The organism is Anaeromyxobacter oryzae (assembly GCF_023169945.1).
Lineage (GTDB): Bacteria > Myxococcota > Myxococcia > Myxococcales > Anaeromyxobacteraceae > Anaeromyxobacter > Anaeromyxobacter oryzae.
The window spans coordinates 1,906,471-1,933,337 of the sequence record NZ_AP025591.1 but is presented as its reverse complement, the minus strand read 5'-3'; the positions used below and the strand labels follow the sequence as shown (position 1 = coordinate 1,933,337).

Below are 26,867 nucleotides of genomic sequence, written 5' to 3'. Positions count from 1 at the left end.
GGCCTACCTCAGCTTGATGGCGAGCAGCGCCACGAACGCCAGCATCACCGACATGATCCAGAAACGGACGATGATCTTCGGCTCCGCCCACCCCTTGAGCTCGTAGTGGTGGTGGATCGGGGCCATCCGGAAGATGCGCTTGCCGCGCGTCTTGAACGACCAGACCTGCAGGATGACGCTCACCGTCTCGGCGAGGAAGACGCCGTGCAGGATGGCGCTCGCGACCTCGTTCTTGGTGAGGACGGCGAGCATGCCGAGCGCGCCGCCGAGGGCGAGCGAGCCCACGTCGCCCATGAACACGGACGCCGGGTACGTGTTGTACCAGAGGAACGCCACCCCCGCGCCGAAGATGCCCGAGCAGAGCACGCCGAGCTCCTCGGCGCCCGGGATGTACGCGATGCGCAGGTACTCGGCGAGGCTGAACCCGGCGATGGTCGCGCCCGCGATGTACGAGAGCGCGAGGAAGGTCATCGCCGACACGATCGTCGGGCCGATGGCGAGGCCGTCCAGGCCGTCGGTGAGGTTCACCGCGTTCGAGGTCGCGATCACCACGAACACCATGAACGGCAGGTACAGCCAGCCGAGGTCCGGGGCGAAGAGGCGGCTCGGGACGAAGGGCAGCGTCACGTGGAGGTCCACGTAGCTGCCGACGAACACCCACGGGAACCGGTGCTCGGTGTGGAAGTGCCAGTCCGTGAGGACCGCGTAGTAGACGATGACGACGATGAGGACCTGGAAGAGGAGCTTCTTCTTGCCGGCGAGCCCCTTCGAGTTCCGCTTCGAGATCTTGAGCCAGTCGTCGCTGAAGCCGATGGCGCCGTAGCCGAGCATGACGAGCAGGGCCGCCCACACGAGCCGGTTCCCGAGGTCGGCGAAGAGGAGCGTCGAGACCGTCACGGCGAGGAGGATCAGCGCGCCGCCCATGGACGGCGTGCCGGCCTTCTTCTTGTGCGCCTCGGGCGTGTCCTCGCGGACGTTCGTCGACCCGTACTGGAGGATCCGCATCCGCTCGATGAAGAGCGGCCCGAGGAGCAGGCCGATGATCATCGCGACGAGGCCCGCCGCCACGATGCGGAAGGACGGGTAGCGGAGGACGTTGAAGAGGCTGATGCGCCCGGCGAGCGGGTAGAGGAGGTGGTAGAGCATCTAGCGCAGCGCCTCGACGAGCCGCTCGAGCTTCATGCCGCGGCTGCCCTTCACGAGGAGGACGTCGGAGGAGGGCCGGAGGCGCTCGCGCGCCCACGCGACGAGCGTGTCGAGGTCCTCGGTGTGGAAGACGTCGAGGCCGGCGGCGCGGGCCGCCTCCGCGACGGCCCGGGACCGCGGTCCGAAGGCCGCGAGGAGGGCGACGCCGGCGGACGCCGCCTCCGCGCCGAGGGCGCGGTGCGCCTCGGCCTCGAACGCGCCGAGCTCGAGCATGTCGCCGAGCACCGCCACCGGCCGGGCGCCGGCGCCGCGGGCGAGCGCGGTGACGGTGCCGAGCGCGGCGGTCATCGAGGCGGGGTTCGCGTTGTAGCAGTCGTCCACGAGCCGGAGGCCGGACGGGAGGGTCTCGAGGCGGAGCCGCCGGCCCACCGGCCGCACCGCCGCGAGCCCCTGGACGATCTCGCGGTCGGTCGCGCCGAGCGCGATGGCGGCGGCGGCCGCGGCGGCGGCGTTCGCGGCGTTGTGCGCGCCGACGAGCCCGGGGATGTGGACCGGCACCTCGCGGTTTCCGATCCCGAGCACGAACCGAAGCCCGTCGTCGCCCTGGGACAGCACCTCCAGCACCACGACGTCGCCGCGCCGGCCGCGGCCGCTCGCGAACGTGAGCATGCGCCGCCCCGACGCGACCGCGCGCTTCAGCATCCGGGGATCGTCGGCGTTCGCCACCACGATGCCGCCCGCCGGGAGCCCCTGGTACAGCTCCGCCTTCGCGTCGGCCACGGCCTCGACGGTCCCGAGCCCCTCGAGGTGGGCGGGCGCGGCGAGCGTCACGACGCCGACCTGCGGCTCCGCGATCGCGGTGAGCCGGGCGATCTCGCCGGGGTGGTTCATCCCCATCTCGATGACGGCGGACGCGTGCGACGCGTCGAGGCCGAACAGCGTGAGCGGGACGCCCACCTCGTTGTTGAGGTTCCCCTCCGTCTTGAGGACCGGGCCGCGCGTCGCGAGGATCGCGGCGATCATCTCGCGGGTGGTGGTCTTGCCGTTCGAGCCGGTGACGCCGACGAACGGGATGGAGAACCGGCGGCGGTGCAGGCGCGCGATGGCGCCGAGGGCGGGGAGGGGGTCGGGGACCGAGAGCGCCGGCAGCGGCGCGGCGTGGCCGGCGGCCCACGCGTCGGCGACCACCGCCGCGACGGCGCCCTTCGCGGCGGCCTCGGCGAGGTAGTCATGCGCGTCGAACTTCTCGCCGCGGAGCGCGACGAAGAGGCCGCCGGGCGCGATGGTGCGGGTGTCGGTGGAGACGCCCGCGATCGTCGCGGGCGGTGCGCCGATCCAGCGACCGCCGGTGGCGGCCGCGAGCGCGTCGGGGGTGAACGTCGGGTGACTCATGGCGTGCCGAGGGCCCGGCGGGCCTCCTCGCGATCGGAGAACGGGCGCTTCTCGGCGCCCACGATCTGGTAGTCCTCGTGCCCCTTGCCGGCGACGAGCACGGCGTCGCCCGGCCGCGCGCAGGCGACGGCGAGGGCGATCGCGGCGCGGCGGTCCGGCTCGACGACGTAGCCGTCCGCGCCCGCGCGGGCCGCGTCCGCCGCGATCCGCGGGCGGCCGGACGCGTCGAGCCCGGGCACCACGTCGGCGATGATCGCGGACGGGTCCTCGGTGCGCGGGTTGTCGCTCGTGACGATGGCGAGGTCGGAGGCCGCGCCGGCGGCGCGCCCCATGAGCGGCCGCTTCCCGCGATCGCGATCCCCGCCGCAGCCGAAGACGCAGACGAGCCGCCGCGGCGCGAGCGCCCGGAGCGCCTCGAGCACGCGGGCGAGCGCGTCGTCGGTGTGGGCGTAGTCGACGAACACCGAGACCCCGCGGCCGTCGAGCCGCTCGAGCCGGCCGGGCGCGCCGTGCGAGCGCGACAGCGCACGGCCGACGTCGCCCGGCGCGACGCCGAGGCCGAGGGCCATGCCGGCGGCGCAGAGCAGGTTCTCGAGGTTGTGCGCGCCGACGAGCGGTGAGCGGAGGCCGACGGTCCCGGCGGGCGTGTCGAGGGTCGCGGCGATGCCGCCGAGCCCGATGGAGACGTCGGTGGCGCGGAGCGCGTCCTCGGCCCGCGTCCCGTACCGCCAGACGCGCCGGCCGGGGCCGAGCTGATCCGCGAGCCGCGCCCCCCACGGATCCCGCGCGTTCACCACCGCCACGCCGCCCTCGGCGAGGTGCTCCACGAAGAGCCGGCGCTTCGCGGCGAAGTAGCTGTCCATGTCGCCGTGGTAGTCGAGGTGATCGCGGGTGAGGTTCGTGAACCCCGCCACCTGGAAGCGCATTCCTGCCACGCGCTCCTGCGCGAGCGCGTGGGACGACACCTCCATGACGACCGCGCGCGTCCCGGCCGCCCGCATCTCCGCGAGCACCGCCTGGATCGCGGTGGACTCCGGCGTCGTGTGGCTCGCCGGCCGGTCCACGCCGGGCCAGCGCCAGGTCACCGTCCCCAGGACGCCGGACGGGATCCCGGCCTCGGCGAGGCACGCCTCCACGAGGTAGGTGACCGTCGTCTTTCCGTTGGTGCCCGTCACGCCCGCGAGCCGCATGGCGTCGGCCGGCCGGCCGTGGAAGGTCGCGGCCGCCACTGCCATGGCGCGGCGCGCGGACGGCGCGAGGAGGAGCCGCGCCGGGGCGCATTCCACCGCGCGCTCCGCGACGACGGCGGCCGCGCCCCGCCGCGCCGCCTCGGCGGCGAAGGCGTGGCCGTCGAGCTTCGCGCCGGGGAGCGCGAAGAAGACCGCGCCGGGGATCACCTCGCGCGAGTCGCCCGTGACCCGCGTGACCTGCGGGTCGTCGCCGAGATCGCCGTGGGCTCCCGAGCCCGCCAGGAGGGAGGAGAGGTTCATCCGTTCGACCGAGATACCATGCAAACCGCCGTCCGCCCCGTTTTCCTCCGCGCGCCCGGCCGGTTGCGCGCCCACCGTGTCCGGTCGGACACGGCGGCGGCGAACTCTTCTATCACCCGGGCGGCGCGAGCGTCATGCGCACCCGGGTCCCCCGCTCGACCACCTTGCCCGGTGCCGGCGACTGGCTCACCACCCGCCCCGACCCCGCGACGTCCGCGCCGAGATCCGACTCCTCCAGGCGGCGGATCGCGGTCCGGGCGGGCAGCCCGGCGAGCGCCGGCACGGCCACGTGCCCCGAGGCGTCGTCGGCCTCGGCGGCCCACTCCACCGCGGGCGGCTCCGGCTCCTCCTCGTCGGGCGCGAGCGGCTCCACCGCAGCGGCGGGGCTCGCCGTCGCGAGCGGTTGCGCGTCGCTCACCCGGAGGGCGAACTCGGCGATCTCCTTGAACGCGGGCGCGGCGACCTGCCCGCCGAACGTCTCGCCCTTCGGCTCGTCGATGAAGATGCCGATCACGAACCGCGGGCTCTCGTACGGCGCGAACCCCACGAAGGAGCTGAAGCGGCGGTCCGCGGAGTAGCCGCCGGAGATCCGGTCCGCCTTCTGCGCAGTGCCGGTCTTCCCCACCGCGCGCCAGCCGTCGAGTCGCGCGCGCTTGCCGGTGCCGTGCGGCTCCTCGATCACGCCGAGGAGCCACCGCGAGATCTGCTGCGCCGTCGCGGCGCTCACCACGCGCCGCACCACCTCCGGGTGCGTGGCCTCGATCACCTCGCCGGTGGCGGGATCGACGACGCGGCGGAGGATCCGCGGCCGGACGAGCTGGCCGCCGTTCGCGATGACCGCCATCGCGTTCGTGATCTGCAGCGCGGAGGCGGTGATCGGGCCCTGCCCGAAGGCCTGCGTCGCGAGGGCGACGTCGGAGCGGGCGAGGGAGACGACGCCGCGGACCTCGCCGGGGAGGCCGACGCCGGTCCGCTCGCCGAACCCGAACGCCTGGAGCCAGCCCTGGAGCCGCTCGCGGCCGAGCTTCGCGGCGACCTTCGCGGCGCCGATGTTCGACGACTCCGCGAGGATCCGCGAGGCGCCGGCCCAGGCGATCGGGTGCGTGTCGTGGATGGTGTGGCTCCCGATGGTGAGGGAGCCGTTCCCGCAGTCGACGACGTCGTGGGCGGTGAACACGCCGTCCTCGAGGGCGCCGGCGAGGGTCATCGCCTTGAGCGTCGAGCCCGGCTCGAAGGCGTCGGTGACCGGCCGGTCCCGGAGCGCGTCGGCGGAGCGCGCGGCGTTCGCGTTCGCGGTCGGGTAGGTCGCGAGGGCGAGCACCTCGCCCGTCCCGACCTCGAGCACCACCGCGGTCCCCGCGAGCGCGCGCGAGCCGGTGACGGCGCGCGCCAGCGCCCGCTCCGCCTGCGCCTGCACGCTCTGGTCGAGGGTGAGCTCGACGCGGGCGCCCTCGCGCTCGCGCCCGGAGCCCGGCGCGCCGGTCGTGAGCACCATGCGCCCGCGGCCGTCGCGCAGCGACGGGACGCGCTCCGGCTCGCCGCGGAGCCAGTCGTCCTGCGAGAGCTCGATCCCCTCGCGCCCGCCGCCGTCCTCGTCGACGATGCCGAGCACCTGCCCGGCGACCTCGGTCTTCGGATAGTAGCGGCGCGTCTCCGGCACGAGCCGGATCGCCTTCACCCGCTCGCGGTCGAGGAAGGCCTGGAGCGCGGCCGCCTTCTCCGGCGAGACCCGGCGCTCGAGCCAGACGAACCGGCCGCCCTTCGCGAGCTTCCTCTCGAGCGCGCGGGCGTCCACCTTCAGGATCTGCGCGGTCCGGCGGAGGAGGTCGGCGCGGCGCGCGAGGTCGTCGCGCCTCCCGTTGCCCGCGAGGAGCCGCGGGTCCGCGTACACCGACTGCGAGTCGGCGCTGCCGGCGAGGAGCACGCCGGTCCGATCGGTCACGACGCCGCGGCGCGGCCGGAGCACGAGCTCGCGGAGGTACTGGTCGACGGCCTCTCCCGCGAGCTCGTCGCGCCGGAGCACCTGCAGCCAGAAGACGCGCGCGGCGATGGCGCCGAAGGCCGCCGCGAGGAGCACCGCGAGGACGCCGATCCGGATCCCGATCCAGCGCGCGGTGCGCGGGTCGACCTCGGCGCGCACGGGTCAGGGATCCCGCGGTCGCGCGCGGCCCGCCCGCAGCGGTCCCCGGAGCGCGACCCGATCTCCGGGGGCCGCCGCCGGCCCCGCCGCCGCCCGCCCGGGCGCCGTCGCCGGCGCCGTGTGGAGGGCTGGCCCCGCCGGCCGGGAACGGTCACCAACCCCGTCCACGCCCGCCCTACCCGTGCCGTCCAGAGGACGGCCCGGGCCTGCCGCCAAGACCGCACCCCGGTCCGGCGGGGCCATGCCCAGCCTTGCAAGCCTCGTCCGCACCGCCTCCTCCAGCTTGGCGGGGGACCGCACCATCTCGAGCTCGATCCGCAGCGCGTCGTGCGCGGCGACCAGCTCGGCGTGCTGCTTCTGCAGCTCGCCCAGCTCGTAGCCCGCCGCGAGGACCCGGGTGCGCGACCAGACGTGGAACACGCCCACCGCGACGAGGGCGAGCGCGACGGCGACGATCTCGGCCCCGGCGCGCGGGGCGCGGCGGGGGAGGGCGCGGGCGCTCATCGCAGCTTCTCCACCGCCCGGAGCCGGGCGCTGCGGGCGCGCGGGTTCCGCGCGGTCTCCTCGTCGGAGGCCTTGATCGCCTTGCGCGTCACGGCGGTGAAGGCAGCCTTCGCGCCGCACGCGCAGACCGGGAGATCCGGCGGGCACGTGCAGGCCTGGGTGAGCGCGCGGAAGCGCTCCTTCACCATCCGGTCCTCGAGGGAGTGGAAGCTGATCGCCGCGGCGCGGCCGCCCGGGTTGAGCAGCGAGGGGAGCCCGTCGAGCCACGCCGCGAGGGCGCCGAGCTCGTCGTTGACCGCGATCCGCAGCGCCTGGAACGTGCGGGTCGCCGGGTGGATCCGCCTGGGCCACGCCTTGCGGGGAATCGCGTTCGCGACGACCTCGGCGAGCCGCGCGGTGTCGAGCTTCTCCTCCTGCGCCACCGCCGCCTTGATCGCCCGGGCGACCGGACGCGCGAACGGCTCCTCGCCGTACTCCGAGAGGATCCGCGCGAGCTCGCGCTCGTCGATCCGGCGCAGCAGGTCCTCGAGCGTCTCGCCCTCCTCGCCCATGCGCATGTCGAGCGGGCCCGGGCGGGAGAACGAGAAGCCGCGGTCGGCCTCGTCGAGCTGCGGGGAGGACACGCCGAGGTCCACGAGCGCGCCGTCCACGCCGGAGAGGCCGAGGGCCGCGAGCACGTTCTTCGCGTCGCGGAAGTCGGAGCGGACCGCGCGGAACGCCTCGCCGAAGCGGGCCAGCCGCGCCGTCGCCGCCGCCAGGGCGCGCGGGTCCTTGTCGAGGGCGATCACGCGCGCACCTGCCTCGAGGAGCAGGCCGGAGTGGCCGCCCCCGCCCAGGGTGCCGTCGAGGAAGAGCTCGCCCGGTTTCGGGCGCAGGACCTCCACGACCTCTCGTGCCAGGACTGGCTCATGGACGAATCCCGCGCTCACGCCGCTCGCACGGCCTCCTCGACGTCTGGATAGATCTCCACGTACCCGCCCGCACCGCCCGCGAACACCAGGTCGCGCACGTACCGGCTCGCCCCGGCCGCGCGCAGGCCCGGGATCGCCTTGAGGAGCGCCGCGCCGGCGTAGTGCAGGTGGGTGACCCGCTTCAGATCCACTACGACCATCCGGCCCTCGTCCCGCGCGCGCCGCGCGATCGCCGCGATCTCGACGAGCTCGTTCCGCGCGAGCTCGCCCGTGCACCGGATCACCGTCACCTCGTCCTGCCGCCGCGCCTCGAACATCGCCCGCCTCCGCCGCCCTAGATCTTCGAGAAGAAGTCCACCACCTGCTCCGCCGGGATGTCGGCGGCCATCTCCGCCTCGTGCCGCGCCCGGTCGAAGAGGTGGATCGTGCGTCCCATCCCCACCCACACGACGTCCTTCGAGAGCCCCGCCCACTCGCGCAGCGCCGGCGGCACGAGCACGCGCCCGTGCACGTCGAGGTCCACCTCGTGGGCCGACGACACGAACTTGAGGACGCTCCGCTGCCACCGCGCGTCGAGGGGCGACGCCTCCATCACCTTCTTCACCAGCTCGTTCCAGACGGACTGCGGCAGGGTCAGGATCGACCGCCAGTGCGGGTACTGCATCAGGACGATCCGCGGCTCGCCCGCCGCGGACAGCGCCTCGCGGAACTTCGCCGGGAGCGACGTGCGCCCCTTCGCGTCGATCGCGTGGTTGAAGGTCCCGAAGAACACGCCCTGGCCGATCTTCCCGCTGTGATCCGCTGCTTGCCACTTTTTCCCACCGGATGGTCCCGATCTACGGACATCGGAGGGGGAAGTCAACGGCCCGGGCCGCCGCAGCGCGGACGGGCCTGGATCGGCGTTCAGCACCGGTATCGGGTGGGTGTGGGCACACACGGAGAGCGGCCCCCGGAGGACGCCCGTGCGGCCCACCCCTTACGCCCCGTTGCCCTGCGCGGGACGCGGTTCCATCGTGCCCGCACCGAGAGCCCGAGGACCCCATGCCTTCACTCCGTGGAAAGACCGTCTTCATCACCGGCGCGAGCCGCGGGATCGGCCGCGCCATCGGCGTCGCCTGCGCCCGGGAGGGCGCGAACGTGGTCGTCGCCGCGAAGACCTCGCGGCCGCACCCGAAGCTCCCGGGCACGATCCACGACGCTGCGGACGAGATGACGCGCGCCGGCGGGCAGGCCCTTGCGGTCGAGTGCGACATCCGCGAGGAGGACCAGATCGCCGCGGCGGTGACGGCCGCGGTGGATCGGTTCGGCGGGATCGACGTGTGCGTCAACAACGCGAGCGCGATCTTCCTCGCGGGCACCCTCGAGACCCCGATGAAGCGCTGGGATCTCATGCACGGCGTCAACGCGCGCGGGACGTTCGCGACGACGCAGGCGTGCCTGCCCTGGCTGCTCCGGGCGGAGAACCCGCACGTGCTCATGCTCTCGCCGCCGCTGAACCTGAGCCCGCGGTGGTTCGCGAATTCCGTCGCCTACACGATGGCGAAGTACGGCATGAGCATGTGCGTGCTCGGGATGGCGGAGGAGTTCCGCGATCGCGGCGTCGCCGTGAACGCGCTCTGGCCGCGCACGGTGATCGCCACCGCCGCCCTGAACCTGCTCGGCGGCGAGGAGACCGCGCGCCACGGCCGCAAGCCGGAGATCGTCGCCGACGCCGCCGTCGCGATCCTCCGGCGCGAGGCCCGGACGTGCACCGGCAACTTCTTCGTCGACGAGGACGTGCTCCGCGCCGAGGGCGTCACCGATCTCGGGAAGTACGCCGTCGCGCCCGGCGAGGAGCTCATGCCGGACCTGTTCCTCGGCTGACGCCGACGGCGGGCGGCGTCGGCGATCCTCCCCGATGTCGGGCGAGGTCTCACCCGGCAGGCGATCGAGCGCTCGCCAGCCCGCGCGGGGCCGTGCTACGGGATCGGCACCAGCCGAACACGTGGCGCGCTCGCGCCCGAAAAGGGAGGGTTCCACATGAAGAAGACGCTCTTCGCGGCGCTCTGCGCCGTCGCGACCGGATGCGGCGGCGGCTCGTCGTTCGATCCGAATTCCGTGAAGTTCAGCTACTCGGCGAGCAGCCCCGTCGCGGCCTACTCGCCCGAGAGCTACGCCGTCGCGGCCGGCCAGACCGGCCTCTCCGACGCCCAGCCGCTCACGCAGACGACGGATCCCGTCGAGGCGGACGCGCGCGCGAACTCCGTCGTGACGCTCGGCGACACGATGGCGAGCGAGTGCATGGACGGCACCGGCACCGGGATGACGACGACGCTCATGGCGAAGGCGGCGCAGATCGCCTCCGCCCGCAAGGTCGTCGCGCTCGGCCTGAACGGCGCGGTCCCGGCCGCGTTCGACGCGAGCTGCATCACCGTCATCCCCGGCAAGATCACCTACAACCACTGCTCCGAGACGAGCACGGTGACGAGCACCGACGGCACCACCGAGACCATCACGGCGAGCATCGACGGCTCCGTCACGCGCACCGTGGCGGTCGGGACCGCGAGCGCCTCCTGGGACATCTCCGTGCGCGCCACGATGACGACCTCGGACCCGATGAGGATCGACGTCACGAACCACTACACCGGCGGCCTCCAGCTCACCGCGACGACGCTCGCCGGCAACTCGCGGTCCGACGTGACCCTCGACGCCTCCGCGCAGGGGATGAACGTGAGCGCGGCCTACTCCACGCTCGCGGACTACGACCTCGACTTCGCGACCGGGCCGTTCTGCGTCACCGGCGGGACCCTCGAGCTCCGCCGCGTCTGGTCGAAGCGCCCGACGGGCGCGACCGCGACCGACTTGCCCAACCAGGCCGTCCTGTTCACCTGGAACGGCTGCGGGAACGTGACCGCTGCCTGGGGCACGCCGCAGTAGCTCCACGAGAGCTCGGCTTCACGGCGGGCCGCCGCTCGCGTCCGATCGGGCGCGGGGGCGGCCCGCAGTCTTTTCCCCGGTGTCCGGACGCGGGTCGCGCGCGCCCGGCCCCGCCGCTACGATTCCCGGATGCACTCCACCGAGCGCGCTCTCGCTCTCGTCGAGCGCGAGCTGCACGTGCGGCTCCCCCGTCCCCTGTTCGCGCCGGGCGGCCACGGCCCCTACGACGCGACGGTGGATCCGGAGGCGCTCCTCGATCCGCGCGCGGCGGTCGTGCGCGGGGGCGAGATGCTGCCCGACGCCCTCCCGCTCGCGGGCGACGCCGCCGGCAACTGGCTCCTGCTCCGCTTCGGCCCCGGGGGCGCCGTGACCGAGGCGGTCGAGTGGCGCACCGACGGCGGCTGGCACCCCACCGAGCTCGTCCCCGGGTTCCCCTCGGACGCCGCGCGCCTTCGCGCCCGGTGCGCCGCCGCGCTCGCCAACGGCCTCCAGGCGCTCGCGCAGGCGGGGGAGGCATCGCTCGCGCAGGACCTCGGCGTCTCGCGCGAGACCTTCTCGGACTGGCTCCTCGACGGGCGCCTCGTCCCGGACGCGCTGCGGACGCCGCTGCGCCGCCTGACCGGCTCGACGGACGCGGCGCTGTTCGATCAGGACTGGGAGGGCGCCGCGGCGGCGGCGCTCCGCGTCCGGGATGCGCGGCCCGAGCTCGCGTGGCCCGGCGCCGTGATCGGCTGGTTCGAGGAGGGGCGCGGCGCGAGCGCGGCGGCCGCGGCCGGTTACGCGGCCGCGCTCCGCGCGTTCTCCGGGACCCTGGACGTCGCCGAGCGGTTCGGCCGCCCCGGCGAGCGGACCGCGCGCGTGCTCGCCGCGGCGTACGAGCGGTGCGGCGGAGACCGCGCGCCGGACGACGGCAGCCTGCGCGCTGCGCTCGCAGGCGCTCGCGCGGTCCGCGTGTTCCATCTCGCGGAGAGCGATCGGCTGCGAGGCGCCGGGCGTCACCGGGAGGCGTACGCGGAGGCGCTCCAGGCCGGATGGCACCGGCACGTCGCGATCGACATGGACGACGTGCTCGGACGGCTCGGCGACGCCGCGGAGGCGGCGGGGGCGGCGGCGCACGCGGCGCTCGCGCGCCTGCACCTCCGCACGTGGGCGACGACGCGCTGACCCGAATCGCGTCACCCCGCCCGTCTGACGCACGCGCGTGCGCGCTCCGCGCCCGCCCGGCCGCACGGCGCCGTTCGGAGCCACGACCCGACGATGGTCTCGCCGCCGGCGCCGGGGATGCCATGTATCGAGCGGGAGGCACCGCCTCGGCCATTCACGTATGGTGATGTGAGCGGCTTCGCGCGGACTCAGCTTCGAACTCAGCTCGAGAGATCGCGCGTCGCCCGCCGGGCGGTCGCGCGTCGCGGGCACGGCCAACCCCCCTTCGCCGTCCCGTGCGTCGTCGGGGCACCTCCGTCGTCCCCCCACCCAGGACGGAGGTGCCCCGATGGCATATCGTGTCACTCCGTGCTCCCGCCGCTCCCCGACATCGTGGCGCCGGACCTTCGCGTCCTGTTCGTCGGGATCAACCCATCGGTCTTCTCGTCGAAGGTCGGCCATCACTTCGCCTCGCGTGGCAACCCGTTCTGGCGGCTGCTGCACGCGGCGGGGCTCACCCCCGTGCTGCTCCGGCCCGACGAGGATCGCCGCCTGCTCGAGTTCGACCTCGGCATCACCAACGGCTGCGAGCGGCCGAGCAGGACGGCGGCGGAGCTGTCGCGCGCGGAGCTGCTGGAGGGAGCGACGCTGCTCCGGGACAAGGTCGAGCGCCTCCGGCCGCGCCGGGTGGCGATCGTCGGGCTGACGCTCGTGCCCGTCCTGTTGCCGCGCGCCGGAGAGCCGGGCCCGGGGGCGAAGCGCGCGACGTTCGGGGGCGCGCCGGTCTTCGTGCTGCCGAACCCGAGCGGGCTCAACCAGGCGTACCCGGGGTTTCAGTCGAAGCTCGTCTGGTTCCGGCGGCTGCGGGCAACGATGGACGGGGCGCCGTCGCGGCGCGCGCGGTGAGCGCGGCGCCGCGCAGGGCGCGACCTCGGGCCGCCGGCGAGATGACCGCGGACCTCCGGGGCGACCCAACGCGACGCTCGCCCCATGCCGCAGAGCGTGTTCTCCCTCGGTCGGGCGCCGCGCGGTGCCGGGCCGAACCGCCGCGGGGCCGGAGGAGGGGACATGGCCACGCCACGCATTCTGGTCGCTCACTACTCGCGGTCGGGACGCACGCGCCGGATCGCCGAGGAGCTCGCGGAGGCGCTCGGCGCGGACCTGGAGCCGATCCGCGACCGGACCGACCGGCGCGGGATCGTGGGGTACCTGCGCAGCGGCTTCGAGTCGCTGCTCGCCGCGTCGGGGCCGATCGAGCGGCCGGCGCACGATCCGGGCCGCTACGACCTCGTCGTCGTCGGCACGCCGGTGTGGGCGTCCGGGCTCTCGACGCCGGTCCGGACGTGGCTCTGGATGGAGCACGACCGGCTCCCGCGCGTCGCGTTCTTCCTGACGCACGGGGGGTCCGGCGCCGCGCGCGTGTTCGGGCAGATGACCCGGCTCGCCGGGAAGCCGGTCGCGACGCTCGCGCTCCGCGAGGGCGAGATCGACCGCGACCGCCACGCGGAGAAGCTCGCCGCGTTCGCCGCGGAGGTGCAGCAGCGGGCCGCCCGCGCCGCGCGCCGCCGGCGCCGGAGCGCCTGATCGAGGAGCGCGTCCGCCTACCCTCGGCGACCATGCCTGGCGCGCGAGGCAGCCCTCGCCCGGGTTCCAGGAGCACTGCCGAGAGAGTGATCCCGGCCTGGAATCTTCCGACACCATCCGACTGTTTCGCACATGTCAGTCGAGCGGGTCAGGCATCAGCGAGGGCGACAAACGTGTCCATCGAGACGACGAGCAACGACGTGGAGCAGTCGATCGGCGCGCGTGACCACGGCACGCGCGAGGCGATCGAGCGCCCCGTAGCCTCCACACCTGGAGGCGACCAGGAGTTCCCGCTGAAGGTGTCGCGCACGCTGCTCGCCGAGCTGTGCCCTGCGGCGGTCGAGGACGTCCTCGCGCGCTTCTCGGATGGCGTGATCGAGTACTCCACGGACGCAGATCACGAGGGCTCGGGCGAATGGGACGCGACGCGCATCGCGTACGCCGTCACGGTCCTCCTCGAGGACGCCCTGAAGCGATGCGGCGGCGCCGGACCGGTGTCGCTGCGCTGGCGGGAGTACGAGGACGAGGTGGTCCTGCGCGTCCAGTTCCCGCGCCCGCTCGCGCGCGGCGACCGGCTCGTCACCTACTTCAAGGAGGGCGTCCGGCTCGACGGCGCCGATGACACCGTCGGCACGCTGCGCCTCGTCGTCGCGCGGAAGATCGTGCTGCAGCACGGCGGTCGCCTCGCGCGCGTGAGGACGCGCGCGGGGACCTGCTACGTCGCGACGCTGCCGCGAGCCGGCGCCGGCGCGGCGCGGGCGGACGAAGAAGACCTCGACCTGGGCTAGAGCGCGCGCGGGCGCGCGACCCGAGGGCCGGCGCCTACTTCCTGGGAGCCTGATGGAGCGCGAACGCCGCGCCCTGAGGGTCCATGAGCTGCGCGATCCGGCCGCCGCCCGGCACGTCCATCGGGCCGTTCATGATCTTCGCACCCTTGCTCGTCGCGCGCCCGATCGCGGCGTCGAGGTCGCTCGTGCCCACGTAGAAGAGCCACGTGGGCGGCATCGGCGCTTCCCTGGGCGTCGTCATCATGCCGCCGAGGCGCCGCTCACCGAGGCCGAAGACGCGGTACGTGCCCATGGGGCCCATGTCCATCTCCTCCAGGATCTTCCACGCGAAGAGGCCAGAGTAGAACCGGGACGCGGCGGCGCTGTCGCTCGTGAGGAGCTCGTTCCAGCAGAACTCCCCGTCCTTCGAGGGGTCGTGAGGCGGCATCGAGCCGTTCGGCCTGAACACCGAGAGGGAGGCGCCCTGTGGATCGGCGATTACGGCGAAGCGACCTACGGTGGGGATGTCGGTGGGCTCCTTGTGGATCTGGCCACCCAGCTTCCTGGTGAGCGCCGCCGTGGCGTCGACGTCCTCGACCTGGACGTGCGCCATCCAGTGAGGTCGCGCGCCCGCCCCTGCCGCTTCGTCCGGGAGCCTCATCACTCCGCCGAGCGGGCCCTGGCTGCCGACCCACATCACGTAGTCACCGCCATCGCCGAAGGGCTGCGTCTTCCAGCCGACGACGTCGGAGTAGAACGCGATCGTCGCCTGGGCGTCCCTGGTCAGGTGCTCGTACCAGACGAAGAGCCCCTCGTTCCCCGTGGCCATGCGCGACCTCCTGAACGGTGCCGCCCGGCGTTCCGGAGCGGCTTCGCGATCTTCATCGCTTCCTGCCCGGTAGACGCCGCCGTCGCCGGCCCATCATCGGTCCCCGAAGGGTCGCCGGCGGGCGCGCTCCGGTCGGAGCGCCGGCGAGGCGCCCCTCACGCGCGCGCACGGAGGCGGCGTGCCCGCTCGAGCGCGCGCCGGATCGGCTCGGGCGTGCGCGCGTTCGCCGTGGTCCCGAGCGCGAGGGCCGCCGCGAGCTCCGCGGTCGTGCGCCAGCCGGCGTGGGCGACGACCGGACGGAGCCCCGCGCGTGTCCTGACCCGGTACGCGACGATCGCGCCGTCGAGCACGAGTGGCTCGAGAACACATGCGTCGTTCCCCCACCGGGGGAGAGGGCCAGGGTGAGGGGGCCGGTCCGCGACGTCCGGCGCGCGCGCCACGAGCGGCCGGGTCGTCACGCCGATGGAGGGGAGCCCTGTCGCCGCGCCGAGCATCAGCGCGAGGCCGGCGCGGCGCGGGTGATCGCGGCCAGCGGCGTGGACCACGAGCACGTCGGGCGCGCGGGGAAGCGCGGCGACGGCCGCGTGCAGCAGCGGGCCCTCGCGGAGCGCGAGCACGCCGGTCTCGAACGCGGCGCCGAGGGCGCCGGTCGCGTCCGCGGCGGCGACCTCTCGCGGCGGCCCGGCGCCGACCTCGAGCAGCACCGCGGCCGCCCAGCCTGGATCGCCGGACCCTCCGGCGCCCGCCGCGCCGCGGGTGGAGACGAGAGCGCAGCCGGCGACGAGGAACGGGCCGTCGGGGAGCGACCACGGCGGTGGCGAAGCGCACGCCAGCGTGTCCTGGGCCGCGGCGAGGCTGGCGCGGTCGCCGGGCCAGGTGAAAGGGGGCGCGTTCGCCATGCCCGGGAGCATGCCGGAGCGGTGGCGCCGTCGCCCGCTACCCCGCCCCCACGATCGCCGCCGGCATCGCGCCCATCAGGAGATTCACCCCACCGCGCCCGTACCCCTCCTCGCCGAGGAGCACGTCGAGCGCGAGCGTCGCCGCGTCGTCCGCGAGCGGCTCGGCGCCATGGCGCTTCTCGAGGTCGAAGAGCTTCACGTAGCTCCTGCAGCGCTCGCACGTCTCCGCGCGCGCGCCCTCGTCGCTCTCGAGGTGCCGGTACGAGAGCGCGTCGTTGCCGCGGCAGGTGGCGCAGTGGAGGCGTGGCAGGTGCCACTCGGCGGAGCACAGCGCGCACGTGAGGTACCGCAGCCGGTCGTCGCCCTGGACGATCCCGGCGACCGGCGGCGAGCCGCACACCGGGCAGCCGCTCGCGGTGCGCGGGACGGAGCCGGGATCGAGGCGCGCTGCGCGTACCGTCGCGACGGCCTGGAGCGCCGCGCCGACGAACGGCACCGACGCGAGCGCCTCCATCGCGACGTCCCCGGAGAGCACCGCGGCCGCGAGGCGCGCGATCGCGTCAGGCCCCGCGTCGGCGAGGCCGGCGACGGCCGCCGCCGCGGCGGCGGGGAGCGGGATGGTGCGCGACGCCGCGAGGATCGGCCGGAGCGCGGCGTGCACCGCCGGATCACGGGCGAGCGCGGCGGGATCGAGGAGCCGGTCGGCGACGGCGGGCACGGCGCCGGTCCGGATCGCCTCGCGCTGCCCGCGGGCGATCCGGCCGAGGAACGCGAGGTACGGCTCGCCGGTCGAGGCCGCGAGCGCCTCCAGCCGCCGGGCCCGGCCCTCGAGGAGCAGCGCCGGATCCGGGAGGCGGAGGTGCGGGATCTCCTGGGTGACGTCGAGCGTCACGGCCGCTCCTGCCGGCCGAGCGTCTTCGCGGCCCAGCCCGGGTGATGGAACCGCGCCCAGGAGCGGGTCACGGACCCGCGCGTCATCGCTCGCATCGAGCCCTTCGTCCAGTACGCAGCGTACACGTGCACGCCGATGCCCACGAACATCACGAACGCCAGGAACGCGTGGACCACCGCCGCGAGCTGCTTCGTGCCGGCCGAGAACGACGACGAGAAGAACGGCCGCCACAGCGCGATCCCGGACAGCGCCAGCACCGCGATGACGATCACCATCGACCAGTACATGAGCTTCTGCCCGGCGTTGTACTTCCCCTCCACGAACGTTTCGCCGCGCTTGTTCATGTACGCGAACATGCTGCCGAGCCACTTGCGGTCGCTCGGGAGGAGGACGTTGTCCTTCCAGAGCCGGAGGGCGTACGGGTAGAAGAGCACGACCAGCGCGACGCCCAGGAACGGGTGGAGGACGCGCATGAACGCGGCCCCGCCGAACAGCGCGCTCGTCCAGAAGAAGAACGGATGGAAGAGCGCGAGCCCGGAGAGGAACAGCGCGACGTAGGCGAGCGCGACCGCCCAGTGCGTGAGCCGCTCCGCGGTGGAGTAGCGGGGAACGAGATCGGGCCGGGGGGTCGGCGGCTTCGTGATCGCGGGCATCATGGCGGCTAGCCCTCCTTGCCCTTCGTCTCTTCGTCGACCTCGAGCGGGCCGACCTTCATGTAGTGGAAGAACCCGGCGACCACGACCGACGCCATCGTGACGACGCCGAGCGTCTTCGCGAACCCGCTGCGCCACAGCGACACGAGGGGCGAGACCGAGGGTTTCCTGGGCAGCCGGTACAGCTCCGGGTCGCCGTGTGGCAGGACGAACATCACGTGCGTGCCGCCCACGCCCGTCGGGTCGTAGACGTCCGCCTTCTCGAAGCCGCGCGCCTTGAGCTCCACCAGCCGCTCGTGCGCGAGGTCCTTCATGTCGGTCTTCGACCCGAACGACAGCGCGCCGGTCGGGCAGGTCTTCACGCACGCCGGCTCGAGCCCGACCGCGACGCGGTCCGAGCAGAGCGTGCACTTGTAGGCCTTCTGGTCCTTCATCGAGTAGCGCGGAATGTTGAACGGGCAGCCGGTCTGGCAGTACCCGCAGCCGATGCAGTTCTCCTGCTGGAAGTCGACGATGCCGTTCGCGAGCTGGACGATCGCGCCGGGCGCCGGGCACGCCTTGAGGCAGCCGGGCTCGGCGCAGTGCAGGCAGCCGTCCTTCACGATGAGCCACTGGAGCCCCTTGTCCGGGAGCTCCTCCTCGTAGAACCGCATGACCGTCCACGACTCCGCGCCGAGGTCGTGCGGGTTGTCGTACGTGCCGGTGTTCGTGCCCACGAGGTCGCGGAGGTCGTTCCACTCCATGCAGGCGGACTGGCACGCCTTGCAGCCGATGCACTTCGAGACGTCGATGAGCTTCGCGACCTCGAGCGCGCCGCGCGCCTGCGGCGGCGTCGAGGTGGAGGCGGAGCGGGCGATCACGTCGAGCGACTGGAGCGCCATGGCCGCCTCCTAGACCTGTCCCGCGGGCGCCTTCGCCACGTCCACGAGGAACGCCTTGAACTCGGGCGTCTGCGTGTTCGCGTCGCCGACGAACGGGGTGAGGGTGTTGGCGATGTGGCCCGGCTTCGTGAGCCCGTCGAAGCCCCAGTGGATGGGGATCCCGACGGTGTGGACCTCCTTGCCCGCGATCCTGAGCGGCTTGATGCGCTTCGTGACCACCGCCTTCCCGACGATCTTCCCGCGCTTCGAGCGGACCTGCACCATGTCCCCGGAGCGGATCCCCTTCTGCGCGGCGAGCGCCTCGTCGAGCTCGATGAAGAGCTCGGGCTGGAGGATCGCCGGGATCCGTGCGTGCTTCGTCCAGGTGTGGAAATGCTCGACCACGCGGTACGTCGTCGCCGCGTACGGGAACTCGCCCGGCAGCCCGAGCTGCTCCTTGTCGCCCTTGTAGATCCGGGCGGCCGGGTTCGGGCCGACCTTCGGGTGGAGCGGGTTCGCCGCGAGGGGCGACTCGAACGGCTCGTAGTGCTCGGGGAACGGGCCCTCCGCCATCTTGTCGAGGGCGAAGAGCCGGGCCACGCCCTCCGGGTTCATGATGAACGGGGAGACGCCGTCCTCGGGCCTGGCGTCGAGGCGCATGTCGGGCACGTCGTTCCCGACCCACTTCGCGCCGTTCCACCAGGCGACCTTCCGGGCCGGGTCCCACGGCTTCCCCGACGGATCGGCGGACGCGCGGTTGTAGAGGATCCGGCGGTTCGCGGGCCACGCCCAGCCCCAGGCCAGCGCGAGCCCGAGGCCGCTCGGGTCGGCGGGATCGCGCCGCGCCATCTGGTTGCCCGCCTGCGTGAACGACCCGCAGTAGAGCCAGTTGCCGCACGCGGTGCTGCCGTCGTCCTGGAGGTGGGCGAACGTCGCGAGCTGCTCGCCCTCCTTCGCGAGCGGCGGGAGCGGCGCGGCCTTCGGGTCGCGCTTCGGATCCGCCATCTTCGGATCCGGCACGTCGGCGAGCGCCTTCCCGTTGAACTCGCGGGCGAGCTCCTCCGCCGAGGGCGCGCGCGGGAGCTTGTAGTCCCAGGCGAGGTTCAGGATCGGGTCCGGGAACGCGCCGCCCTCCTTCTGGTAGAGCGCGCGGATCCGGGTGAACAGCTCCGCCACGATCTCGGCGTCCTGCTTCGCCTCGCCCGGCGGGTCCGCGGCGCGCCAGTGCCACTGCAGCACGCGCCCGGAGTTCACGAGCGAGCCGTCCTCCTCGGCGAAGCACGAGGACGGGAGCCGGAAGACCTCGGTCTGGATCTTCGCGGGCTCGACCGGGTTCAGGTCGCCGTGGTTCTGCCAGAAGTTCGAGGTCTCGGTGACGAGCGGGTCGATCGTCACGAGGAACCGCAGCTTCGACAGCGAGGCGACGATCTTCTCCTTGTGGGAGATCGAGGCGATCGGGTTGAAGCCCTGGCAGAGGTACCCGTTCACCTTCCCCTGGTACATGAGGTCGAACACCGCGAGGACGTCGTAGGTCTTGTCGAGCTTCGGGAGCCAGTCGTACGCCCAGTCGTTGTCCTTCGTGGCCGCCTTCCCGTACCAGGCCCTCATGAGCGAGACGAAGAACTTGGGGTAGTTCTGCCAGTAGCTCATCTGGTTCGGGCGGATGGGCTTCTGGGTCTTCTTCTCGAGGTACGTCTTCAGGTCGGGATCGTTCTCGCGCGGCATCCCCAGGTAGCCGGGGAGGAGCTCGGAGAGGAGCCCGAGATCGGTGAGCCCCTGGATGTTGGAGTGGCCGCGGAGCGCGTTCACGCCGCCGCCGGCCATCCCGACGTTACCGAGCAGGAGCTGGATCATCGCGATCGAGCGGATGTTCTGCGAGCCGACCGAGTGCTGCGTCCAGCCGAGCGCGTAGAGGCTCGTGAGCGTCCGGTTCGGTGCGGCGGTGGAGGCGATGAGGTCGCAGATCCGGAGGAACTGGTCCTCCGGGACGCCCGTCACGTCGGCGACCATCCTCGGCGTGTAGCGGGCGTAGTGCGCCTTCATGAGCTGGTACACGCAGCGCGGGTGCTGGAGGGTCTCGTCGACCGTCACGAACCCGTCCGCGCCCATCTCGTACGACCAGCCGGACTTGTCGTAGCTGCGCTTCGCCTCGTCGTAGCCCGTGAACAGGCCATCCTGGAACCCGTAGCCCTCCTTCACGAGGTACGCGGCGTTGGTGTACGCCGCGACGTACGGCTTCTGGATCGCGTCCTTCTCGACGAGGTGGTGGATGACGCCGCCGAGGAAGGCGATGTCGGTGCCGGGGCGGATCTGCGCGAAGACGTCCGCGACCGCGGCGGTCCGCGTGAAGCGCGGATCCACGACGATCAGCTTCGCGCCCTTGTGCGCCTTCGCCTCGACGACCCACTTGAAGCCGCAGGGGTGCGCCTCGGCGGGATTCCCGCCCATCACCAGGACGACGTCCGCGTTCTTGATGTCGACCCAGTGGTTCGTCATCGCGCCACGGCCGAACGTGGGGGCCAGACCGGCCACCGTGGGGCCGTGTCAAACCCGGGCCTGGTTGTCGATCGCGGTCCCTCCGAGCGCCCGCCAGACCTTGTGCGTGATGTAGCCGGTCTCGTTCGACGAGGCGCTCGCGGCGAGGAGGCCGACCGTCGTCCAGCGGTTCACGGTGGCGCCGCTCCCGTTCTTCGTCGTGAAGTTCCGGTCGCGGTCCTCCTTCACGAGCCGGGCGATCCGGTCGAGCGCCCAGTCCCAGGTGACGCGCTCCCAGCGATCGGAGCCGGGCGCGCGGTACTCGGGGTGGCGGAGCCGGTCCGGAGACTGGACGAAGTCGAGGAGCGAGGCGCCCTTCGGGCAGAGCGTCCCGCGGTTCACCGGATGATCCGGATCGCCCTCGACGTGGACGATCGCGCTCTTCGCGTTCTTCGCCCGGTCGCCGAGCGAGTACAGGATGACGCCGCAGCCCACCGAGCAATACGGGCAGGTGTTCCGCGTCTCGCTGGTGCGCGCGAGCTTGAACGTGCGCACGTCGGCGAGGACGCGATCCGGCGAGAAGCCCAGGGCGACGAGGCTGGTCGATCCGATGCCCGAGGCCGTGAGCTTCAGGAACTGCCGCCGCGAGACGGTCATGTCGGAACCTCCGGGGAGTGCGGGATTCGTAGCGACCCTGCGGTGCGTGGACAGGCCAGCGCGGCGGCTATGTTGGGGCGCCAATCCATTGACCGTCGGTGACGCGTTGCGTCGCCGCTCGTGCGGTCCGGAAAGCATCCCGCAGTGCGCAAATATCGAGTCGAACGGTCCACGAGCGGCGGCGGGAACGTCGTCGCTCCACCCGCGGGAGCCGCGCTGCTCCGGCCGGGGGCGCGGGCGGGCTACCCCGCGTGGACGCCGGCACGCGCGCCGTGGCCGGCGAGGGCGTAGTGGGCGGAAACCGCCCGGCTACCGCGACGCGGTGGGGCCGTCGAGCGCCCGCGCGGACAGGAACCGGCCCATCGGGTCCAGCAGGACCTCGATCGGCGCGCCGGAGCCGTCCGTCACGACGCGGACGACGCGGCCCCACGAATCTCGCCGCGAGGAGAGGACGGGCAGGTCCATCACGTGCCGGACCACGGGCCTGCCGATCCGCTCGCCGTCGGGGCCGATCAGGGTGAGGACCACGCGGCCGTCCGGGTCGACCGTGCGGACGACGCTGACGCGGAGCGGCGCGGACTGGAGCGAGGCGAGGCGGGGAGCCGTGGCGGATGGGGTCGCGGTCGCCGTCGGAGCCTGCGTCGTGCCTGTGAACGAACCCGGCTGTTCCGTGCCGTGGCCCGTGGGCCCTGTCCCGCTGTTCGTGCCCGCCTCGCTCGGCGTCGGCGTCGCGTTCGTTGCCGGCCCGGCGCTCGTCGCCGCCTCCCCCTTCGCCGCCGCGGGCACCTCGATGATGAGCGGCCCGGCCGAGGCGGGCGGGGTCGGCGCGGCGGGTGCGTTCGGCATCGCGACGGTCGGGGCCGGCGCTGTGGGGGCGGCCGCGGGCGCGGGCACGGTCGGTGCGGCGGGGACCGGCACCGGCGCGGGCGCGGCTGCGGGGACCGGCACCGGCGCGGGCGCGGCTGCGGGGACCGGCACCGGCGCGGGCGCGGCTGAGGGGACCGGCACCGATGCGGGCGCGGCTGCGGGGACCGGTACCGATGAGGGCGCTGCGACGGGAGCCGGGGCCGATGCGAGCGCTACAGCGGGAGCCGGGGCCGATGCGAGCGCTACAGCGGGAGCCGGGGCCGATGCGAGCGCTACGGCGGGGACCGGCACCGATGCGGGCGCTGCGGCGGGAGCCGGGGCCGCGGCCGGAACAGGCACAGGCGCCGCGGCGCCGACCGGCGCCGGCGCGCGCGCGGGCTCCGCCTGCACCACGGCGAGCCGGACGTCCACACGGAGGCCGTGCGTCGCGGCGCGTATCGGCGGCTGGTCACCGTCCGGGAGCAGCCGGATCCGGGCCTCCGCACCGCTCTGCGGCGCGCCGGCCTCGGTGATGAGGCGCTCCACGATCGACGGGGAGGGATCGCTCGCGGCCGGCGAGGCGGCGGTCGCGGCGGCGAGGACGATTGCGAGCGGGGTCATCGGGCCATCTCCGGGTTCGATCGGGAGCGAGTCATCGCGCGGATGGCTGCGGTGCCGGCGCGATCACGGTTGCCGTCGGCGCGATGGTCGGCGCGGAGGGCGCCGCCGGCGCCGCCGCCGCGGGCGCCGCGGGCGCGGGCGCGGCGGCGGGCGCGGGTGCCGTCGCCGGAGCCGGGGTGGAGACCGCGGCCGCACCGGTCGCGGGCTCGTCCTTCGCGATCCGCACGCCCTCCGCCATCCGGCGCGCATCCGCGAGGAGCGCCTCGACCTGCTCGGGGGTGCTCTCGAGCCGCAGCCGGATCTCGACGTCCCGGTACACGGCCCCGGGCTCGATCCGGTCCGGCAGGTTCACGCGCTCGGTGGTCCAGCGCACCCGCAGCGGCCCCGCCCCGGCGAGGCTCACGCGCACGCGCGGGACCTCGTCGAAGGAGATCGCGCGGGCGCGGACGGTCGCGGCGAGCTCGAGCGTGGCGCCGCCCAGGTCGCCGGCGCCGCCCGGCGAGAGCTGCGGCGCGGGGGAGACGGCGAGCGCGATCGCGAGCGCGGCGACGGATCGCTCGTCCAGGAGCGGCGCATCGGGGGCACCCGCGCGCGCGACGAGGGGCAGGGCCAGCGCGGCGAGCGCGGCGAGTGCGGAGCGCAGCGGAGACATGGGGGACCTTCCTTCGGCGCGGCGAGCGGGGAGCCAGGCCGTCGTACGGCGCGAGCATGGTTACGGCGGCGCTGCGCCGGAAGCGCCCGCGGCGGGAGGGACCCGGGACGGCGCGGGCGCCGCCCTCCGGCTCCGCGTCGACGCCACGCTCAGGGCGAACGGTCGGGGCGGGCCGGGCTCGCGTCACGGGTCGCGCTCGCAGTCGCGCTCCCCGCCGCCCTCAGTCCGCCGTCGCGCGCCCCTCCGCAGCCTCGTGCCGGAGCTGCTCCTCCATCACGAGGGCGGAGACCTCGCGCTTGAGCGCGTTGAACTCGGCCGAGGCGGGATCGCGCGGGCGCGGGAGCGCGACGGGGACGATCCGCTTCACCGTGCCGGGGCGGTAGGTCATCACGACGACCCGATCCGCGAGGTAGATGGACTCCTCGATCCCGTGCGTCACGAACACGATCGTCCGCCGCAGCTCGGCCCAGATCCGGAGCAGCTCGTCCTGGAGGTTGCGGCGGGTGAGGGCGTCGAGGGCGCCGAACGGCTCGTCCATGAGGAGCATCGGCGCGTCGATCGCGAGGACGCGGGCGATGGCGACCCGCTGGCGCATGCCGCCCGAGAGGTCCTTCGGGAAGCGGTCCCGGAAGTCCGAGAGGTTGAGCTTCGCGAGGAGCGCGTCGACCTTCGCGCGGATCTCCTGGCGCGTCGCCCCCGCCATCTCGAGGCCGAACGCGACGTTCCGCTCGACGGTCATCCAGGGAAAGAGCGCGTACTCCTGGAAGACCATCGCGCGGTCCGGCCCCGGGGCCGTCACGGGGCGGCCGTTCGCGACGACCGTGCCCCGGGTGGGCGGCGAGAAGCCGGCGATGGCGTTCAGGAGGGTAGACTTCCCGCAGCCGGACGGTCCGAGGAGGCACACGAGCTCGCCCGCCGCGACGTCCAGGTCGATGCCGTCGAGGGCGAGGACCTCGCGACCGCCCGTCGCGAACGCCTTCCGGACGCCCCGGATCCGGATCGCCGGCTCGGCGGCGCCCGCGCCGGGCACGTCCGTGGCCAACCTCATCCCTCCATCCCCCGGTGCCAGCGCAGGAGGCGCGCGTTCAGCTTGTTCATCGCCAGGTCGATGCCGAGCCCGGCGAGCCCGATGGAGATCATGCCGGCGATCACCTTGTCCGACCAGAAGTACTCGCGCGCCTCGAGGATCCGGTACCCGAGACCGGCGTTCACCGCGATCATCTCCGCCACGATCACGACGATGAACGCGACGCCGATCCCGATGCGGACGCCGGCGAGGATGTACGGCATCGCCGCCGGGACCATGATCCGCCAGAAGAGCGTCCACTCCCCGGCGCCGAGGTTCCGGGCGGCGCGGAGGTAGATCGCGTCCACGTTCCGCACCCCCGCGATGGTGTTCATGAGCACGGGGAAGAACGCGCCGAGCGAGATGAGGAAGAAGGCGGGCGGGTTCCCGAGACCGAACCAGAGGATCGCGAGCGGGATGAACGCGATGGGCGGGATGGGGCGGAGCACCTGCACGAGCGGGTTCATGAGCTCGTACACGATCGGCTTCGCGCCCATGAGGAGCCCGAGCGGGAGCGCGAGCCCCGCGCCGAGGGCGAAGCCGCCGGCGACCCGGAGCAGGCTCGTCGCCGCGTCGTGCGGCAGCTCGCCGGAGAAGGCCCAGGCGAGCCAGCTGCCCTGGGCCGGATCGTACGGCTCGAGCGGCTTCGCGTAGGCGATCCAGCGGATCAGCACCTGCGAGGGCGCCGGGAGGACGATGGGGGACACCCATCCCGCGCGCGAGATCGCCTCCCACGCCGCCACGAACAGGACGGGGACGACGAGCGCGCGCGCGAGCCGCTTTGCGGTGTCCACGGCTACTTGACGCCCTCCTTCTGCTTCGCGTGCTGGAGCAGATCGATCTTCACCCAGTCCGTCGCCTTCGGCGGGCTCTGCAGCTTCCCCACGCCGTACTTCACCATGAGGTCCGTCGTCGTCTGGATGTGCTCGGCCGACACGTCGTACGTGAACGAGGCGTTCGACATCGCGTCGCTGTAGTCCTGGGGGGTGATCTGCCCCTTGAACATCTGGTCGACGACGTACTTCTCGGCCACCCTCGGGTTGTCGAGGAAGTACTTCGTCGCGTCCACGAAGCAGTCGAGCACCTTCTGCGCGACCTGCGGCCGCTCCTTGTAGAGCTTCTCGGTCATGACGAGCACGCGGACCGGCTCGCCGAGGGGCGTGTCGTAGGGCTTCAGCATCTCCTTCCCGAACCCCTTGTTGATCGCCTGCGACGACTGCGGCTCGGACTGGCACATCGCGTCGATCTGCTTCTGGAAGAGGGCCTGGTTCAGGTCCGCGAACGGCAGGTAGACGAGCTGGACGTCCTTCCCCGGCTTGTCCGACCAGGTGAGGCCCGCCTTGGAGAGCTCGGCGAGGAGGAGCAGCTCCTGCGCGCCGCCGCGGGCGACGCCGACCTTCTTCCCCTTGAGGTCGGCGATCCTCGTGAGGTCCTGGCCCGCCGCGGCGACCATCCGGGCGCCACCCTTCGCGAACCCCGCCACGACGAAGATCTGGCCCCCTCCGGAGCGGTTCGCGATGGCCGCGTCCGCGGCGCTCGCGGCGAGGTCCACCTCCCCCTTCACGATCGCGGGGAAGATGTCGATGCCCTTCGGGAAGACGATCTCCTGCACGTCGAGCCCGAACTTGCGGCAGTGGTCCTTCATGAAGGACACGGCGCCGTAGTGGGCGAACTTGAGGTTCCCGAGCCGGACCTTCTCCTGGCCGGCCGCGGGGGCGGCGAGCGAGAGCGCGAGCGCGGCGGCGACGACGAGGCGAGACATTCTCGAGACCTCCCGGTAGAGGCGCCGCGGCGCGACGCCGGCGTTCACGCAGCGTCGGATCGAGGACGTCTGCGTAGCTAACCCGACCCTGCGCCACTTGGGGGGCTCTCGGTTGGGTACAGCCGAGGCGACCCGGACCGTGGACCCGGGCCGGGCCTCCCGATCGCGTGCCACCGACCCGGCGCTCCCCGCCTCGCCCCTTGGCGCCGCCGGCCGCCGGGGCGGATGATTCGACCTCACGCCCCGGCGCTTCTCGCGCCCCGGCGTACACCGCCCATGCCGGCGCCCGACATCCTCCTCGTCGACGACGACGCCGACATCCGTGAAGCCCTGATGCTCGCGCTCGAGCTCGAGGGGTACGCCGTCGCGGCGGCCCGGCACGGCGGCGAGGCGTGGGCCCTGCTCGACGCCGGCGTCCGCCCCGCGCTCATCCTCCTCGACCTGGCGATGCCGGTCCTCTCCGGCCCCGAGCTCCTCGCCCGGATCCGCGCCGACGCCCGGCTCGCGGCGCTGCCGATCGTGATCCTGACCGCGTTCGGCTCCCTCGCCGCGGGTGTCTCCGACGCGGCGAACGGGTGTCTCCACAAGCCGGTCGACCTCGCGGACCTCCTCTCGATCGTCGCCCGCCACTGCGCGCCGCACGCGGCGAGCACGGGATAGGG

Annotated in this window: 26 protein-coding genes; 7 read left to right on the top strand and 19 right to left on the bottom strand. The window is 73.6% G+C overall.

The annotated features are described in order from the left end of the window. Nucleotides 1-3 precede the first annotated feature (3 nt). From mraY to AMOR_RS08435, 8 genes are all read right to left on the bottom strand, one after another. Nucleotides 4-1,146, bottom strand: coding sequence for a phospho-N-acetylmuramoyl-pentapeptide-transferase (gene mraY, locus AMOR_RS08470; RefSeq protein WP_248360373.1), 1,143 nt, complete (start codon nt 1,144-1,146; stop codon nt 4-6). After that, nucleotides 1,147-2,538 carry a UDP-N-acetylmuramoyl-tripeptide--D-alanyl-D-alanine ligase gene (locus AMOR_RS08465; RefSeq protein WP_248360372.1) on the bottom strand — a complete coding sequence of 464 codons (1,392 nt, stop codon included), beginning with the start codon at nt 2,536-2,538 and terminating at the stop codon, nt 1,147-1,149. It lies immediately after the preceding gene. Then, nucleotides 2,535-4,028 carry a UDP-N-acetylmuramoyl-L-alanyl-D-glutamate--2,6-diaminopimelate ligase gene (locus AMOR_RS08460; protein ID WP_248360371.1) on the bottom strand — a complete coding sequence of 498 codons (1,494 nt, stop codon included), beginning with the start codon at nt 4,026-4,028 and terminating at the stop codon, nt 2,535-2,537. Before AMOR_RS08460 ends, AMOR_RS08465 begins: the two co-directional genes overlap by 4 nt. 112 nt (nt 4,029-4,140) lie before the next feature. Further along, the gene (locus AMOR_RS08455; protein WP_248360370.1) at nt 4,141-6,168 is read right to left on the bottom strand and encodes a penicillin-binding protein; all 2,028 of its coding nucleotides are present in this window, start codon (nt 6,166-6,168) and stop codon (nt 4,141-4,143) included. A 3-nt stretch (nt 6,169-6,171) separates the two neighbouring features. Next, nucleotides 6,172-6,672, bottom strand: a complete 501-nt coding sequence (locus AMOR_RS08450; RefSeq protein WP_248360369.1) for a hypothetical protein — start codon at nt 6,670-6,672, stop codon at nt 6,172-6,174. Next, nucleotides 6,669-7,601, bottom strand: coding sequence for a 16S rRNA (cytosine(1402)-N(4))-methyltransferase RsmH (rsmH, locus tag AMOR_RS08445; RefSeq protein ID WP_248360368.1), 933 nt, complete (start codon nt 7,599-7,601; stop codon nt 6,669-6,671). The genes AMOR_RS08450 and rsmH overlap by 4 nt, the downstream gene beginning before the upstream one ends. Then, a complete protein-coding gene (locus AMOR_RS08440) occupies nt 7,598-7,900 on the bottom strand; it encodes an STAS domain-containing protein (RefSeq protein ID WP_248360367.1) in 303 nt (100 codons plus the stop codon). Before AMOR_RS08440 ends, rsmH begins: the two co-directional genes overlap by 4 nt. A 17-nt stretch (nt 7,901-7,917) precedes the next feature. After that, complete coding sequence (locus AMOR_RS08435) at nt 7,918-8,355, bottom strand: division/cell wall cluster transcriptional repressor MraZ (RefSeq protein WP_248360366.1); 438 nt, start codon at nt 8,353-8,355, stop codon at nt 7,918-7,920. Between the two features lie 269 nt (nt 8,356-8,624). Here AMOR_RS08435 and AMOR_RS08430 point away from each other — a divergent pair, with 269 nt between their 5' ends. The 6 genes from AMOR_RS08430 (at nt 8,625) to AMOR_RS08405 (ending at nt 14,014) form a co-directional block, all read left to right on the top strand. Beyond that, the gene (locus AMOR_RS08430) at nt 8,625-9,446 is read left to right on the top strand and encodes an SDR family oxidoreductase (protein ID WP_248360365.1); all 822 of its coding nucleotides are present in this window, start codon (nt 8,625-8,627) and stop codon (nt 9,444-9,446) included. Nucleotides 9,447-9,602: 156 nt separating this feature from the next. Then, the gene (locus AMOR_RS08425; RefSeq protein ID WP_248360364.1) at nt 9,603-10,499 is read left to right on the top strand and encodes a hypothetical protein; all 897 of its coding nucleotides are present in this window, start codon (nt 9,603-9,605) and stop codon (nt 10,497-10,499) included. 129 nt (nt 10,500-10,628) lie between these two features. Then, on the top strand, nt 10,629-11,663 hold the full coding sequence (locus AMOR_RS08420; RefSeq protein WP_248360363.1) for a hypothetical protein: 1,035 nt from the start codon (nt 10,629-10,631) through the stop codon (nt 11,661-11,663). A 348-nt stretch (nt 11,664-12,011) separates the two neighbouring features. Next, the gene (locus tag AMOR_RS08415) at nt 12,012-12,548 is read left to right on the top strand and encodes a mismatch-specific DNA-glycosylase (protein ID WP_248360362.1); all 537 of its coding nucleotides are present in this window, start codon (nt 12,012-12,014) and stop codon (nt 12,546-12,548) included. A 162-nt stretch (nt 12,549-12,710) separates the two neighbouring features. Further along, nucleotides 12,711-13,226 carry a flavodoxin family protein gene (locus tag AMOR_RS08410; RefSeq protein ID WP_248360361.1) on the top strand — a complete coding sequence of 172 codons (516 nt, stop codon included), beginning with the start codon at nt 12,711-12,713 and terminating at the stop codon, nt 13,224-13,226. Between the two features lie 173 nt (nt 13,227-13,399). After that, nucleotides 13,400-14,014 (top strand): histidine kinase, encoded by a 615-nt coding sequence (locus AMOR_RS08405; RefSeq protein ID WP_248360360.1) that lies wholly within the window; start codon nt 13,400-13,402, stop codon nt 14,012-14,014. A 34-nt stretch (nt 14,015-14,048) separates the two neighbouring features. Here the strand turns inward: AMOR_RS08405 and AMOR_RS08400 are convergent, their stop codons facing one another. From AMOR_RS08400 to AMOR_RS08350, 11 genes are all read right to left on the bottom strand, one after another. Continuing rightward, the gene (locus AMOR_RS08400) at nt 14,049-14,822 is read right to left on the bottom strand and encodes a VOC family protein (RefSeq protein ID WP_248360359.1); all 774 of its coding nucleotides are present in this window, start codon (nt 14,820-14,822) and stop codon (nt 14,049-14,051) included. A gap of 155 nt (nt 14,823-14,977) precedes the next feature. Then, nucleotides 14,978-15,721, bottom strand: a complete 744-nt coding sequence (locus AMOR_RS08395; protein WP_248360358.1) for an endonuclease V — start codon at nt 15,719-15,721, stop codon at nt 14,978-14,980. Nucleotides 15,722-15,758: 37 nt separating this feature from the next. Continuing rightward, nucleotides 15,759-16,613 (bottom strand): formate dehydrogenase accessory protein FdhE, encoded by an 855-nt coding sequence (locus AMOR_RS08390; RefSeq protein WP_248360357.1) that lies wholly within the window; start codon nt 16,611-16,613, stop codon nt 15,759-15,761. Further along, nucleotides 16,610-17,269: a formate dehydrogenase subunit gamma gene (locus AMOR_RS08385; protein ID WP_248360356.1), complete on the bottom strand. Its 660-nt coding sequence runs from the start codon at nt 17,267-17,269 to the stop codon at nt 16,610-16,612. Before AMOR_RS08385 ends, AMOR_RS08390 begins: the two co-directional genes overlap by 4 nt. Before the next feature lie 5 nt (nt 17,270-17,274). Continuing rightward, nucleotides 17,275-18,147, bottom strand: a complete 873-nt coding sequence (fdxH, locus tag AMOR_RS08380) for a formate dehydrogenase subunit beta (RefSeq protein ID WP_248360355.1) — start codon at nt 18,145-18,147, stop codon at nt 17,275-17,277. A gap of 9 nt (nt 18,148-18,156) precedes the next feature. Next, on the bottom strand, nt 18,157-21,258 hold the full coding sequence (gene fdnG, locus AMOR_RS08375; RefSeq protein ID WP_248360354.1) for a formate dehydrogenase-N subunit alpha: 3,102 nt from the start codon (nt 21,256-21,258) through the stop codon (nt 18,157-18,159). A gap of 309 nt (nt 21,259-21,567) precedes the next feature. Next, the gene (locus AMOR_RS08370; RefSeq protein ID WP_248360353.1) at nt 21,568-22,104 is read right to left on the bottom strand and encodes a hypothetical protein; all 537 of its coding nucleotides are present in this window, start codon (nt 22,102-22,104) and stop codon (nt 21,568-21,570) included. A 652-nt stretch (nt 22,105-22,756) separates the two neighbouring features. Continuing rightward, on the bottom strand, nt 22,757-23,377 hold the full coding sequence (locus AMOR_RS08365) for a hypothetical protein (protein WP_248360352.1): 621 nt from the start codon (nt 23,375-23,377) through the stop codon (nt 22,757-22,759). Nucleotides 23,378-23,597: 220 nt separating this feature from the next. Beyond that, nucleotides 23,598-24,419, bottom strand: a complete 822-nt coding sequence (locus AMOR_RS08360) for an ABC transporter ATP-binding protein (RefSeq protein ID WP_404800952.1) — start codon at nt 24,417-24,419, stop codon at nt 23,598-23,600. A 2-nt stretch (nt 24,420-24,421) separates the two neighbouring features. Beyond that, complete coding sequence (locus AMOR_RS08355) at nt 24,422-25,237, bottom strand: ABC transporter permease (RefSeq protein WP_248360350.1); 816 nt, start codon at nt 25,235-25,237, stop codon at nt 24,422-24,424. Nucleotides 25,238-25,239: 2 nt separating this feature from the next. Further along, nucleotides 25,240-26,205 (bottom strand): ABC transporter substrate-binding protein, encoded by a 966-nt coding sequence (locus AMOR_RS08350; RefSeq protein ID WP_248360349.1) that lies wholly within the window; start codon nt 26,203-26,205, stop codon nt 25,240-25,242. Nucleotides 26,206-26,481: 276 nt separating this feature from the next. Here AMOR_RS08350 and AMOR_RS08345 point away from each other — a divergent pair, with 276 nt between their 5' ends. Beyond that, nucleotides 26,482-26,865, top strand: a complete 384-nt coding sequence (locus AMOR_RS08345) for a response regulator (RefSeq protein WP_248360348.1) — start codon at nt 26,482-26,484, stop codon at nt 26,863-26,865. The last annotated feature ends 2 nt before the right edge of the window (nt 26,866-26,867 follow it).

Excerpts from the sequence above, each read along its gene's own strand:
- AMOR_RS08395 (WP_248360358.1), bottom strand. The coding sequence starts at position 15,721 with ATGGCGAACGCGCCCCCTTTCACCTGGCCCGGCGACCGCGCCAGCCTC.
- AMOR_RS08425 (WP_248360364.1), top strand. The coding sequence starts at position 9,603 with ATGAAGAAGACGCTCTTCGCGGCGCTCTGCGCCGTCGCGACCGGATGC.
- AMOR_RS08460 (WP_248360371.1), bottom strand. The coding sequence starts at position 4,028 with ATGAACCTCTCCTCCCTCCTGGCGGGCTCGGGAGCCCACGGCGATCTC.
- AMOR_RS08400 (WP_248360359.1), bottom strand. The coding sequence starts at position 14,822 with ATGGCCACGGGGAACGAGGGGCTCTTCGTCTGGTACGAGCACCTGACC.
- AMOR_RS08370 (WP_248360353.1), bottom strand. The coding sequence starts at position 22,104 with ATGCCGAACGCACCCGCCGCGCCGACCCCGCCCGCCTCGGCCGGGCCG.
- mraY (WP_248360373.1), bottom strand. The coding sequence starts at position 1,146 with ATGCTCTACCACCTCCTCTACCCGCTCGCCGGGCGCATCAGCCTCTTC.
- AMOR_RS08410 (WP_248360361.1), top strand. The coding sequence starts at position 12,711 with ATGGCCACGCCACGCATTCTGGTCGCTCACTACTCGCGGTCGGGACGC.
- AMOR_RS08440 (WP_248360367.1), bottom strand. The coding sequence starts at position 7,900 with ATGTTCGAGGCGCGGCGGCAGGACGAGGTGACGGTGATCCGGTGCACG.
- AMOR_RS08450 (WP_248360369.1), bottom strand. The coding sequence starts at position 6,672 with ATGAGCGCCCGCGCCCTCCCCCGCCGCGCCCCGCGCGCCGGGGCCGAG.
- AMOR_RS08365 (WP_248360352.1), bottom strand. The coding sequence starts at position 23,377 with ATGTCTCCGCTGCGCTCCGCACTCGCCGCGCTCGCCGCGCTGGCCCTG.
- AMOR_RS08465 (WP_248360372.1), bottom strand. The coding sequence starts at position 2,538 with ATGAGTCACCCGACGTTCACCCCCGACGCGCTCGCGGCCGCCACCGGC.
- fdxH (WP_248360355.1), bottom strand. The coding sequence starts at position 18,147 with ATGGCGCTCCAGTCGCTCGACGTGATCGCCCGCTCCGCCTCCACCTCG.
- AMOR_RS08430 (WP_248360365.1), top strand. The coding sequence starts at position 8,625 with ATGCCTTCACTCCGTGGAAAGACCGTCTTCATCACCGGCGCGAGCCGC.
- AMOR_RS08420 (WP_248360363.1), top strand. The coding sequence starts at position 10,629 with ATGCACTCCACCGAGCGCGCTCTCGCTCTCGTCGAGCGCGAGCTGCAC.
- AMOR_RS08350 (WP_248360349.1), bottom strand. The coding sequence starts at position 26,205 with ATGTCTCGCCTCGTCGTCGCCGCCGCGCTCGCGCTCTCGCTCGCCGCC.
- AMOR_RS08385 (WP_248360356.1), bottom strand. The coding sequence starts at position 17,269 with ATGATGCCCGCGATCACGAAGCCGCCGACCCCCCGGCCCGATCTCGTT.
- AMOR_RS08345 (WP_248360348.1), top strand. The coding sequence starts at position 26,482 with ATGCCGGCGCCCGACATCCTCCTCGTCGACGACGACGCCGACATCCGT.